The organism is Paenibacillus sp. 2TAB19 (genome assembly GCF_052115185.1).
Classification (GTDB): Bacteria; Bacillota; Bacilli; order Paenibacillales; family Paenibacillaceae; genus Pristimantibacillus.
The window spans coordinates 1-12386 of the sequence record NZ_JBFRGE010000041.1 but is presented as its reverse complement, the minus strand read 5'-3'; the positions used below and the strand labels follow the sequence as shown (position 1 = coordinate 12386).

Annotated in this window: 10 protein-coding genes; 7 read left to right on the top strand and 3 right to left on the bottom strand. The window is 42.7% G+C overall.

Annotated elements, in window-relative coordinates; translation table 11 throughout:
- The first annotated feature begins 87 nt into the window (after window positions 1-87).
- The 6 genes from AB4Z33_RS18460 (at window position 88) to AB4Z33_RS18435 (ending at window position 6952) form a co-directional block, all read left to right on the top strand.
- Window positions 88-1437, top strand: a complete 1350-nt coding sequence (locus AB4Z33_RS18460; RefSeq protein WP_442051317.1) for a carbohydrate ABC transporter substrate-binding protein — start codon at window positions 88-90, stop codon at window positions 1435-1437.
- Between the two features lie 81 nt (window positions 1438-1518).
- Complete coding sequence (locus tag AB4Z33_RS18455; protein WP_442051316.1) at window positions 1519-2409, top strand: carbohydrate ABC transporter permease; 891 nt, start codon at window positions 1519-1521, stop codon at window positions 2407-2409.
- A 14-nt stretch (window positions 2410-2423) separates the two neighbouring features.
- The gene (locus tag AB4Z33_RS18450; protein WP_442051315.1) at window positions 2424-3293 is read left to right on the top strand and encodes a carbohydrate ABC transporter permease; all 870 of its coding nucleotides are present in this window, start codon (window positions 2424-2426) and stop codon (window positions 3291-3293) included.
- A gap of 9 nt (window positions 3294-3302) precedes the next feature.
- Window positions 3303-3458: a DUF6903 family protein gene (locus AB4Z33_RS18445; protein ID WP_442051314.1), complete on the top strand. Its 156-nt coding sequence runs from the start codon at window positions 3303-3305 to the stop codon at window positions 3456-3458.
- A 106-nt stretch (window positions 3459-3564) separates the two neighbouring features.
- Window positions 3565-5310, top strand: coding sequence for a histidine kinase (locus AB4Z33_RS18440; protein ID WP_442051313.1), 1746 nt, complete (start codon window positions 3565-3567; stop codon window positions 5308-5310).
- A gap of 7 nt (window positions 5311-5317) precedes the next feature.
- Complete coding sequence (locus tag AB4Z33_RS18435) at window positions 5318-6952, top strand: response regulator transcription factor (protein WP_442051312.1); 1635 nt, start codon at window positions 5318-5320, stop codon at window positions 6950-6952.
- A gap of 55 nt (window positions 6953-7007) precedes the next feature.
- Here AB4Z33_RS18435 and AB4Z33_RS18430 read toward each other — a convergent pair whose 3' ends face one another.
- The 3 genes from AB4Z33_RS18430 to AB4Z33_RS18420 form a co-directional block, all read right to left on the bottom strand.
- The gene (locus AB4Z33_RS18430; RefSeq protein WP_442051311.1) at window positions 7008-8510 is read right to left on the bottom strand and encodes an ABC transporter substrate-binding protein; all 1503 of its coding nucleotides are present in this window, start codon (window positions 8508-8510) and stop codon (window positions 7008-7010) included.
- Window positions 8511-8572: 62 nt separating this feature from the next.
- Entirely contained in the window at window positions 8573-9334 is a 762-nt protein-coding gene (locus AB4Z33_RS18425) for a response regulator transcription factor (RefSeq protein ID WP_442051310.1), read from the bottom strand.
- Window positions 9309-11078 carry a sensor histidine kinase gene (locus tag AB4Z33_RS18420; protein ID WP_442051309.1) on the bottom strand — a complete coding sequence of 590 codons (1770 nt, stop codon included), beginning with the start codon at window positions 11076-11078 and terminating at the stop codon, window positions 9309-9311. Before AB4Z33_RS18420 ends, AB4Z33_RS18425 begins: the two co-directional genes overlap by 26 nt.
- 787 nt (window positions 11079-11865) lie before the next feature.
- Between AB4Z33_RS18420 and AB4Z33_RS18415 the strand changes: the two genes are divergently transcribed.
- Window positions 11866-12150: a hypothetical protein gene (locus tag AB4Z33_RS18415; RefSeq protein ID WP_442051308.1), complete on the top strand. Its 285-nt coding sequence runs from the start codon at window positions 11866-11868 to the stop codon at window positions 12148-12150.
- Window positions 12151-12386 lie beyond the last annotated feature (236 nt).

Below are 12386 nucleotides of genomic sequence, written 5' to 3'. Positions count from 1 at the left end.
TGGTTAATTGAATGAGTGGAAACATTCTTATTATTTAGAATAACGAATGATGTTCGTTATTCAAAGAAATCGAGGAGGGGTAAGAAGATGAGAAAAATGGCAACCTTGGCACTCGCGGTCCTATTAGTATTTACGCTAGCCGCTTGTGGTTCATCCAACAACAAGACGGAGGAAAACGGTGCAACGAACTCTGATGCTTCATCTGGCGAAGTTCGCACGCTGAAATTCGCCGCGCTGGAAACGGCTTATGGAAAAACGGTGTGGCAAACCGTTGCAGCCGCATTCGAGCAGACGGTTCCTGGCGTGAAAGTCGAAATGACGATTGAGAAAAACATCGAGGATGTTATTGGACCAACCATGAAATCCGGTGATTTCCCTGATGTTATACATTTAGCCGTCGGTCAACCGAAAGGGCTTACAGAAACATTCGTAAAAGATAACAACATGACCGATCTTACCGATGTTCTGTCCATGAAGGTACCTGGTGAAGACGTAGCTGTCAGCGAGAAAATCATTCCCGGCTTTACAGAAACGACGATTACTAATCCATATAATGACGGCAAATCATATCTGATGCCAATGTTCTACAGCCCTACAGGCTTGTTCTATAACGCGGGTTTGTTCGAGCAAAAAGGGTGGGAAGTACCAACAACTTGGGATGAAATGTGGGCATTGGGAGATAAAGCGAAAGCAGAGGGTATTGCGCTATTTGCTTATCCGACAACCGGTTACTTCGATTCATTCTTCTACGCTTTGCTCAATGAAGTTGGCGGACCTGAATTCTTCACGAAAGCGATTAGCTATTCGGAAGGAATCTGGCAATCGGCGGAGGCAAAACAAGCATTTGATATTATGACAAAGTTAGCTTCTTACACAGAGAAAACAGTTCCGGCTAACGGCAATAAAGATAACTTTACAAAAAACCAACAGCTCATTTTGGACAACAAAGCATTATTTATGCCTAATGGTACATGGGTTGTCAATGAAATGGCGAGTGCGCCTCGTGCAGAAGGATTCGGATGGGGCTTTACCGCTCTTCCAGCTGTAGCCGATGGCGGAGATCGTTATTCCTATACCTTCTTCGAGCAAATTTGGGTTCCGGCTAAAGCCGAAAATCCGGATCTAGCGAAGCAGTTCATCGCTTATCTCTATTCGGATGAAGCTGCAGCGATTTTTGCTAAGGCAGGCGCCGTGCAACCGATTAAAGGGATGTCGGATAAACTAGATGGCGATAACAAGTTGTTCTACAGTATTTATGATACTGGCGCAAAAGCAGCGATGGGCGCATTCACTTCTACGGCTCCGGTTGAAGGAGTAAACATTTCTGATACCGTATTCGGAACGGTCGATTCCTTGGTTACCGGTGCGAAATCGCAACAAGAGTGGGTAGATGCGATTACGAAAGCAAGCGATGCTCTTCGTGCGGCTCAGAAATAGATAGGTTTCAACATAGTAAAAGGTGCTGTGGCCAGTGAAAACTGGCCACAGTTACGTTACAAGCAGGAAGGAGAACGAGTAATGCCGTCTAACAGGGGGAAATCCCGTTTTATATTTTTTTGTCTGGCTCCGGCCGTCATCCTATTTATTGTCTTCTTGTTAATTCCAAGCATTGACGTGTTTCGTATGTCCCTATACAAATGGGGAGGATATACCGATACGAAGACGTTTGTCGGATTCGATAATTTCGGCAAGCTGTTCCAAAGCGATAAATTCTATCAAGTATTTCAAAACAGTATTTTGTTAATTATTGTTGTAACGATTGTTACGTTCGCGATAGCGCTCCTATTCGCGGGGGTACTTACGCGAGGCAACCTCAAAGGGCGTAATTTATATCGTACTGTTTTTTACATTCCTAATATTTTGTCCGTAGTCGTTATTAGCGCGATATTTTCTGCCATTTATGATCCGAACAATGGACTTCTAAATTCGGTGCTTCATTTGTTCCGTGTCGCAGACGAACCTATCCTATGGCTTGGAGATCAGAAAATCGTTATTTACAGTCTTGCTGGCGCAATGATTTGGCAAGCCGTTGGTTATTACATGGTTATGTATATGGCAAGCATGGCTAACATTCCGGAAAGCTTATACGAATCCGCCAATCTTGAAGGCGCTTCGCCTATCCATCAGTTTTTTACAATCACGATACCGCTTATCTGGACGAATATTCGTACGACGCTTACCTTCTTTATTATTAGTACGATCAATATGAGCTTCCTCTTCGTTACTGCCATGACAAGCGGAGGTCCTGATGGAGCGACTGAAGTGTTCTTAAGCTACATGTACAAAGAAGCCTATACGAATTCTTCTTATGGTTACGGCATGGCGATTGGCGTCGTTGTGTTCTTGTTCTCGTTTGCTTTAGCTGGCATTCTTAATGCTGTTACCAAGCGTGATCATCTAGAGTATTAAGGAGGGAAGAAAGGATGACAAGCAAAGCAATCGTATTCAAGACTCTATCCTATTTTCTGTTGATTTTATTAACAGTCATTATCATTATTCCGGTATTGTGGGCGTTTACCGCTTCTATTAAAGAAGATGCTGAATTTTACGGCAGTCCGTGGGCGTTACCTCAAGGCGTATACCTTCAGAACTTTGCAGATGCTTGGCTGAAGGCAAATATGGGCGATTATATGTTCAACTCCGTGCTTGTAACGGCATTGTCCATCGCATTATTGCTCGTCATAGCACTTCCGGCAGCTTACGTGCTTGCCCGTTATCGTTTCAGAGGAAGCGTGTTATGGAACACGATGTTTATGGCTGGGTTATTCATTAATGTTAACTATATCATCGTTCCTATTTTTCTCATGTTGAATAATGGTGACAAAGTTGCGCGAAGCATGTTTGGCCAACCATTCTTATTGAATAACATTTTTATATTGGCGCTAGTGTATACAGCTATGGCGCTGCCATTTACCGTATATTTGCTGTCAGGTTATTTCAAATCGCTATCGAAAGAATATGAAGAGGCTGCTTCGGTCGATGGAGCAGGATACTTTAGAACCATGGTTCAAGTTATTATGCCAATGGCAAGACCTGCGATCATTACGATTATTTTGTTCAACTTCCTATCGTTCTGGAACGAATACATAATTTCGATGACCTTGCTAACGAAGCCGGAATATAAGACGCTTCCGGTTGGGTTAATGAATTTGCTGGCTGCGCAAAAATCCGCTGTTGAGTATGGACAACTATATGCGGGTCTCGTTATAGTTATGCTGCCAACATTGCTTATATATATTTTGGTACAGAAGAAATTAACCCAGGGTATGACTATGGGCGGTTTGAAAGGATGATATACTAGTATGGACAAACTACTCTACTTAATCCTGTTCATTATAGGCATGCTGCTTACCGTATTCGGTCATCAATCGATTGGTCCATCAGGACTGTTAACGATGCTGCTTGGACTTGCTATGCTTATCAGTTTCTTATGGCTGTACAACAGAAAATTCAAATGAAATCCAAAGAAGATGATGTCTCCAATAGATGAGGATCATCTTCTTTTAAATGTTTTAAGGTGCACATTATGTTACTATAAACAGATCATCATCAAGGGGTAATGCTATGCTGCGGAAATTTAAGATTCAGCATCGATTAATTGGAACCTTTTTAATCGTATCGGTTATTCCTATCCTTTTTCTCGGATACTATGCCTATAAGCTATATTCGGATTCGATCAGCGATAAGCTTAGCGCATCTACCTTTCAAGMGATAACTTTGGTTAATAAAAATATGCTTACGGAGCTTCAAAATTATCAATTTCTTAACGGATCGATTTCTACGAATGAATTCGTGCAAGCCCACTTATCTAACGATCGTTCGCAACCAGCGGTTACCGAAACGTCCAAAGAATCGGCTATGGATGCTATATTTCGGACGATATTCCCGTCACATGTTGTAACCGTTAGCATTTATGATACGAATCACGAGCCCTTCTACGAGCTTGGATACGAAGCAATCAGCAATGAATATTTGGAAAAGGCAATATCCGATGTCAATAAAAATGCGCCGTATGACGGACTTACTTATGTAAGAACGACCCGATCTTACGACACGATCGCCGTAGGAAGAAAGATTCATGCAGAGCATGACAGCTCAGAGCAGATCGGATATGCTTTCGTTTACGTCAGCACAGACTTATTCTCGAAAAATATACTATCAAGCGTTGATCTGGGGACAGGGTCGGAGCTCATTATTATGGGTCGGGACGGGACGGTTTTCTCATCAAGCGATAAAGAGACGAAGTTAGGGGAGCAATACTCCGATTCCACGCTGTTTCGTATGATTAAGGAGCAACAGAGTAACAATCGTACTTCCTTTTCTGGGCTGGTGAATAATGCCGACCAGCAAATTTCATATATTTATAACGAGCAAATTGGCTGGTATCTTATATCGTTGATGCCCTATTCCTATATAAACTCTGAAATAAGTCAAATCACGCTTAGTATGATTGTTATTGTATTCATGATTGTTATCACCTGCATTATCATTATTTATTTTATGTACAATAGTATTGTTAAACCTATAAAAGGCATTATAGCTTTCAGCAATCAAATCTCGAACGGTGATTTATCGAATCGTATTCACGACGAGAATGACGATGAGATGAGTGCGCTTTCCCGTAAAATAAATAGCATGGTCAGCGAGATTGAGCGATTGATGGATAATCAAAAGCTTGATGACAAACGAAAGCGGGAGCTGGAGCTCCAAATGCTTCAGTCGCAAATCAATCCGCATTTTTTGTTTAACACCTTAAATACGCTTCGCTGGCTAGCAGTCATTAATCAGGTGCCCGTACTCAATAATGGAATAAGCTCGCTATCCGAGCTATTGCGCAGTACGATTCTCGATAATAACGAAGAGGTTACCATTGAACAGGAGCTTCAAAACTTAGCGCATTATTTTGAAATTCAAAAAATCCGTTATGCGGACCGGTTCCAGGTTAACTATGAGATCGATGACGAGCTGCTCCCATTGCTCATTCCGAAATTAATCTTGCAGCCCGTTGCTGAAAATGCCATTATTCACGGTATTTCCGAAAATGGCAAGTCCATCGATATTAGCATTAAAGTTCAGCAGGTCGATAATCAGCTTCACATAGATATTACGGATAACGGTAAAGGGTTTGATACGAATTTAGACCGTGCTGCCGATCATTCGGATAAGCTGTCAGGCATTGGAGTAAACAATGTGAATGAACGAATTAAACTCCATTACGGAGATCAATATGGTTTATTCATTTCAAGCGTGGTAGGCGAGGGTACTTGTTGCAGAATGATTATTCCTATTCAAATGTCTGAAGGGGGTTAATTTTTATATGTTCCATGTATTGCTTGTAGATGATGAGCCTATTGTAAAAATTGCTCTGCGTACGATGATTGATTGGGATGGCCTTGGGTTTCCTATCTGCGGTACAGCCTCAGACGGAAATGAAGCATTGGTTTTAGTGAAAGAACTAAATCCGGATATCATTATTACAGATTTGAAAATGCCGAATTTGAATGGGCTTCAGCTCATAAGAGAACTGAATGAGCTCGGCTATAAGGGGAAAATCATTGTAGCCAGTAATTTCGGCGAATATGAGCTTGTGCGCGAAGCCTTGCTTCTTGGCGCGGTCGATTATATGTTGAAAATTAGCATCAAGACGGAAGCGCTGATCGAGCAGCTTCAGAAGACGGCAAAGCTCCTTCAAGATCAACAGCTTACTTTACAAGAGCAAGTAACGAGAGAGCAAGAGTTGCGCAGCAATTTGAAGAGCGTCAAAAACACGATGTTAAAAGAGTATTTTACAAATAGTTATCATGACATGGAGCATCTTTTACAAAACAATGCGGTTCAATTGCATTTATCAAGCAAAACGTGCTACCAATTTTATATCCATTTAGATAGGTCTACAGCCAAAGAAGGGCAGAAATTTAATATTTCGATGTCATTCATCGAGAACATGATTCTTGATTTAATGGAATCCGAACAGGATGTAGAGGTCTTTCAAGTAGAGGCCAATGCAATTATTGTTCTGATAGCTAAGGAACGGCTGCTTCAATGTCAATTTGAGCCGTTGACCTTTGTGCACCGGATACAATCACTCATACAAATGTACATGACGCTGGAGCCTGTTATTGTATATTCGTCGGAAATAGCAGGTTATCCAGAGGCTAGACAAATGTATCAAGCTTGCAAAGATGCTATCCATATTAATTTTTACGAGGCACATTCCGTTATTTTTTATCATGATATAGACCTCAAACATGACATGGATTTTGTTAACTATGTGGATTTCTCCAAATCCATTTTGCACTATTTATATAAGGATGATAGCGCTTCAATTATGTTGATGCTAAAAACCTTTACAGAACAAGCCCATCAGAATAGGATTCACCCTTTGGCGCTCCAAACATTTATCAATAAATGCTTGGATTATATCCCGTTATGCGACAATAAAATAACAGTGACGAATGCCGAGCAATATGAGGGGAATAAAAACAAGGTTTGGGATTGTAAAAGCTCGGGTGCTTTATTAGCTATTGCTATGGAAGCTTTAGAAGATTTGAGCTTCTGGACGGATGTTCCAAGTTCTCTTGATTCGGCTGTGACCAGGAAAGAAATAGCCGATGTCATAACCTATATTGGGTTACATTATCGGGATAAGATCACGTTGGAAATGATTGCCGACCACGTTAATTTCAGCGAAAACTATTTATGCCGCGTATTTAGGGATCAAATGGGACTCAGCCTCATTCAATATATAAACAATGTACGGATGAACAAAGCGGCAGAATTAATTATGAAAGGCCACACTTACATCAAGGAGATATCTGCGCTAGTAGGAATTAGCGACCAATTTTATTTTAGTAGGATGTTCAAAAAACAGTTCGGCGTCTCGCCTACCGATTATAAAAGCCATGTCACGCAAGCAAGCCAGCAAAAGAAACAAAAATATCAATCGTCGTAAGAGATCAAGTGAAAACGATCGGATGAATGGGCTGTCCCAGACAGCCCATTTGATGTTAACGACCCGTTACAGCACCCGCCTCATCCCGCCACGCATCCAGCTGCTTCTGAACTTCCTTAACTACCTCCTCAATGCCTGCTTGCCCCAGCTCCTCGTTAAACTTGGGGAGGATCGAGTCAACATCGACGGTACCGGTCATGAGGCTTGCATAATATTTCCTCCAAACCATCTCAATGTTATCGATTTGAGCGGTCAGCTTGGATAAATCGGGAGTAAAGCCGAGAACGGCGGACTTGATCGACTCCGCATTATATTCGCGGAACAGCTCCCATTTATCGAGGGGTTCAGGGGTATCGCCGCCCATGGTTCTCAGAATAAACCAATTGCCCTGTGTATATTGGACGCCTGCATAGCTCGCCGGCTCGTCCGGAATCGGGTTGCCGTGGCTGTCTTTGCCTGGAATGGGGGTCGTTTGTCCTTGGTCATTCAGCGTATAATGCACCCCTTCGATACCATAATTGAATAGGTTTCGAATTTCCGGGTCGGTATTGAGCAGATTCAGAAACTTCATGCTTTCAATGGGATGCTTGGTGTTGGCATTGACAGCCATGATTCCGCCGCGGACCGATTCCGTAGTCACGACGCTAGGGGTTACCGGATTCGATACAACCTTGTAGCCGCGATCCTTGCTCCAAGTCGTCTCCGAGAGCGGTCCGCCGCCGGACGACTTCCAGAACACTTTATCTCCGCGCTTAAGTCCTCCTGGCTCACGGAGCGCCGCGTCTTTGTTAATGAAGCCTTCCTTATAATAACGCCGCAGAGTGTCTAATACTTGCCGTGCTTCTTTGGTTTCGAAAATATTGACGACCTTGGCGTCAGGGTCCAGTGATTTCACCATTAAGGGAACCTTATGGTTCACGATATATTCGTAGCCATAGAGTGCGAAGAAATTGTGTGAATCTCGATCTAGCTCCATGGGTACATAGGCAGGCTCATTCTCTTGAATCATCCGAAGCAAAGGTTCTAGCGATTCCAGCGTATTATAATTGGAAATGTCGATATTGTACTTGCTGACAATGGAAGCAGGGTACATCCAATGATCGCGCACGGCCAGTTCTTTATTGGTCGGCACGCCATAGATGGCTCCGTCATTCATTTGCACCCCCTGCCAGAAGGTCGGGTCAATGGCGTCGTACATATCCTTGCCCAGACTAGTCAGATAGTCATCAAGTCTCAGCCAAGCGCCGCGCGTAGTGGTAGCTGCATAGTTGGGGGCAAAAGCAATGTCGAAGGGAGTACCGGCGGATATAAGCGTGTTCAGCCGATCCTCGTACTCCTGCCAGCCAATCTTGATATAGGTGATCGTCACGCCGATTTTGCGAGCCAGCATTTCATTGATTTTATCATTGACGAGCTTCAGATCCTTGTCCGGCTCTCCGATCGTATAATAAATCAAATTGACAGTATCGCCTTCGTACACATCGTCGTTATTTCTGCCAGGCTGCCGGGAGCAACCGGTCGTATACGCTGTGAGCAGCAGTATAATACCGATTGCCATGAAGATATATCTGAGTCTAGGGTACTTTAGCATCGATATCCTCCTTTCCGCCAAGCTTGTTGCTACCCTTTTCCCCTCAGATCGGAGGGGGATTTTCCGAAATAGGTATGGAAGTGGGTATAGAAATAATTAAGATTGTTATAGCCGACGGAAAGCGCGATCGAAGAAATCTTTTCGTCCGACGTTTGAATTCGTTCTTGCGCCAGGAACATGCGGTAAGCCATGAGGTATTCCGAAAACTTCATTCCGGATTCCTTGAGAAATAGTTGTCCAAGATAAGTGCTGTTCATCTGGAAGCGCTCTGCGACTGATTTCAAGGTAATATTCTGAGCATACTCCGTCTTGATCATGAGCAGAATGCGGTTGGCCAGCTTGGATAAGCGGTCGTAGCTTACGCCAAGTACAGGATCTTTGTTCATACTCTCGCAGCTTGTATTGCCGATCGTACCACCCAGATCTTCAACTATGATTTTCTCGATCACTTGCTGCAGCTTTGTACGGTCAACAGGCTTGAGCAAATAGTCTTTGACACCGCAACGAATGGCTTCTTGGGCATATTTGAATTCACTGTAACCGCTCATGATCACATATTTGGTAGGGATGTGGAGCTCATTGAGTCTGTAGATCGCTTCATAGCCGAGATTTTTGCCAATACACACATCAAATATGGCGACATCCGGCTGCAGATCTACAACCATGGACATGGCCGCGTCCGTAGATTCGCACGTATCGATCCGACTGAAACCGTATTGCTTCCAGTCCAGAATTCGCTTCATTCCCTCCAAAATTTGAGGCTCGTCATCGATAATCAACAGTTTGTACATGTTCAATCACCTCTTTTGAAATTCGTACAGAAATCTTAACGCCAGCTTCCTCGTTATTCCCAATTTCTATAGAAAAGCCTTTTCCGTAAAAGAAGTGAAGCCTTGTGTATACGTTGCGCAAACCGATACTTCCGGAAGAAGGATCGTCATGGCTCGACAGCGTGCTTCGTACCGCTTGCAAACGGTCGGCATGGATACCGCGCCCATTATCCACGAATTCCATTACATAATGCTGTTCGGCTTCCCAGCCATTCACGACATACAAGTTAAACTCGCTGCTGGGGTTAAAGCCATGGATGAAAAAATTTTCCGCCAAAGGCTGCATCCAAAATTTCACGGTGGGGATCGAGAGTATTGCCGGGTCTACATTAAGTTGGTAAAAGAAACGTTCCGGATACTTGAATTCCATAATCTCCAGGTACTTCTGCAGCAATTCCAGCTCGCTTGCGATCGTAATAATATTTTCTTTTTTGACGATTTCGCGATAGAGCGCTCCCAGCGTAGCAATGGCATCAGCGGTGTCCCGGTCCTGATTAACAAGGGCAGTGGAGCGGATAACCTCTAACGTATTATAGAGAAAATGAGGGTTGATTTGGTTTTGAAGCGCTTTCATTTCAGTCTCTTGTTGTTTGAGTTTTAGCAAATATTCATTGCGGATATGCTTATCCAACTGTTGAATCATATCGTCTAATTCCCGAGCGATCATGCCGTATTCATTACGGCGATAACGGGCAGGGCGATTAGGGGTGAAGTTGGCTGTTTTCACGCGTCCAATTGATTGAATGATACGGTGCAGGAACCGGGAATCATCCCGCAGGTTGTACACAATGAGCAGCAGAACGCTAATCATAGTCGTTATAACGATCAGAAAGATGGTGATCAGCATGTTGGCATGCTGTCGAATGAGCATGGATAAATCAACGATGCTTACGAATTTGAAATTGAACTTCGTGGACGGGAACGTAATATAGAAGCTATGCTCAAAAAATCCATTCGAAATATAACCGTGACTTTGTCCGTTCGCCGCCGCTTGAAGGGCTATTTCCTTCAAGACTTGATCCTGTTCGTTACCGATCAGATAGATCTCCCCGGAAGCGCTGATTGCAGCGGCCTTGCCCAAGCGATAATTTTGGATAGATTCAAAGATTTGATCACTGCTGACCAAGAAGCGGAGCTCCCCTAATTCCTTAGAGCCCGAGCCCAGCGCCAGATCCGATAGTTTCTTGCGATATACGAAACCCTTGAGAATCGTATCGTGGAATGCTTCGTCTGTATTAGGAAGACCGAATAGGAAGCTTGCAATTCCGTTATCGTTAAAGCGTACGACATTGCCGTATTGGCCGGTATGCAGACTAACCTGCGTTATTCCGCCTTGCGCCCAGCTGTACAGGTAGGTTTTAATATCCTCCGGAAAAGATACGAGCGGCTTAGAGAATTGGCTGTTTTGCAAACTATCGGTTAAGTATCCTTCGGCACTGCTGCTTAGAAAGCTGCGAGCATCATCCATCAAACTATGATTGGAGTAGATGCGCTGCATATAGGCCTCAATCCGGTCGGCATCATACTGAAGCTCGTTCTCTACGCCCGCGAAAGCATTAGCAGCCTCTAGACGGGCATCGCCAATCCATTGGTTCAGGAGCATGGCACAGGTCAGCGTGCCAAGCGCGAGACCGATGGTCACGACGAAGACGACGTAGGCAATAAACTTATAACGATAAATTTTAATTTGCAGAAAAGAGCTCATCGGACACCTCGATTGCAGCAGCTCATCATAAGTACGTATTTACCACACTACTTTATCATGATTAGGCAAAGCTTCATAGGTAGCAAGAAATAAGAGTCAATCGAAAATGTGATTTAATAAATGTCATCTTTTATCAAATATCGATGTTTTAAGAGATTGAGCATACTCATTTGGAGTGAAACAGCTCCTTTTATTCTTTTTTTTAGACAAAAAATCGCTTTCATTTTTTATAACAATCTAAAAATATCGTTTGCAAATATTGTCGAATGCATTTCCATGTCAGGTTTTTATAGGACACTGGACGTAAGTCCTGGGTCAGCGTTGAAATCATGGCCTTTTTTTATGGAAAAAGGGCGGTTGAATACAAATGGAAGTAGATTACAATCTTTATTCCACAAGGGATTCGGTCAGTTTAAAACTATACTGAAATGAGTCTTTAATCGGAATGAACATGAAAACCATAAAGCGCTTTCATTCGATAATTTTCTATTTTTTTTCAATGAAATGCAAAGGTATAAGATCGGAAAATTGGATAAAATAGGAGTAAGTCCTTATGAGAATTAATATCAAAATGAGAAGGAATGTCTAAAGCACAACATGTCTTTATTCCCTCAAGAATTTGTATAATCTGTGCCATACTAGTTTCAAAGACTTTACGAAACAAACCAAAAATTAGATATTACTAATATTAGAACCTCCTAATTAATGTTGTGTAATATGTCGATCTGTAGCAATCTGAACTTACGAATAAGAACGAGTAAGCTTGGAAATGGAGGATTTCATTGAAATGGACGATTTGAATCAGGAGCAAAAACGGTTACGGCTAAAGCAGTTTTTGAAAAGATTATCCGATGATCCTTCGATAGCCAATCAGAATATGACGAGATATGGGGGATCATTGGCCGAACTGCTTGTATTAACCGGCTATAATCCGAAGGACGAGCTGATCGACATGGCGGAGCTCGTATCGCTTCTGTTAAAGAAAAATGAAATTGAAGCAGGCTCAGAGGATATGATGCAGCATGTCATAAACGGCGGTACAGTGGATGATTTTATGAAGATGGGGAGATAAAAGGCCATATAAGAACCGAGAATTGATGACGCGGGATGCATCAACAATTCCTCACGGCGAAAAGTTCTCGTTTTGAATAATGTATCCATTATATTCTCGTTATGAATCATTACTTGCAAGCCCATAGACTGAACAAGTAACGGAGGAAAAGATTTGGAATTAAAACGATATTGGAACATCATCAAAAGAAGACTGCTATTGATTGCTTTAATTATTTCAGTAAGTTGTATAACCAT

Bases quoted from the DNA above. Each gene is read 5' to 3' on its own strand.
- AB4Z33_RS18420 (WP_442051309.1), bottom strand. From the start codon at position 11,078: ATGAGCTCTTTTCTGCAAATTAAAATTTATCGTTATAAGTTTATTGCC.
- AB4Z33_RS18425 (WP_442051310.1), bottom strand. From the start codon at position 9,334: ATGTACAAACTGTTGATTATCGATGACGAGCCTCAAATTTTGGAGGGA.
- AB4Z33_RS18460 (WP_442051317.1), top strand. From the start codon at position 88: ATGAGAAAAATGGCAACCTTGGCACTCGCGGTCCTATTAGTATTTACG.
- AB4Z33_RS18445 (WP_442051314.1), top strand. From the start codon at position 3,303: ATGGACAAACTACTCTACTTAATCCTGTTCATTATAGGCATGCTGCTT.
- AB4Z33_RS18430 (WP_442051311.1), bottom strand. From the start codon at position 8,510: ATGGCAATCGGTATTATACTGCTGCTCACAGCGTATACGACCGGTTGC.
- AB4Z33_RS18435 (WP_442051312.1), top strand. From the start codon at position 5,318: ATGTTCCATGTATTGCTTGTAGATGATGAGCCTATTGTAAAAATTGCT.
- AB4Z33_RS18450 (WP_442051315.1), top strand. From the start codon at position 2,424: ATGACAAGCAAAGCAATCGTATTCAAGACTCTATCCTATTTTCTGTTG.
- AB4Z33_RS18415 (WP_442051308.1), top strand. From the start codon at position 11,866: ATGGACGATTTGAATCAGGAGCAAAAACGGTTACGGCTAAAGCAGTTT.
- AB4Z33_RS18455 (WP_442051316.1), top strand. From the start codon at position 1,519: ATGCCGTCTAACAGGGGGAAATCCCGTTTTATATTTTTTTGTCTGGCT.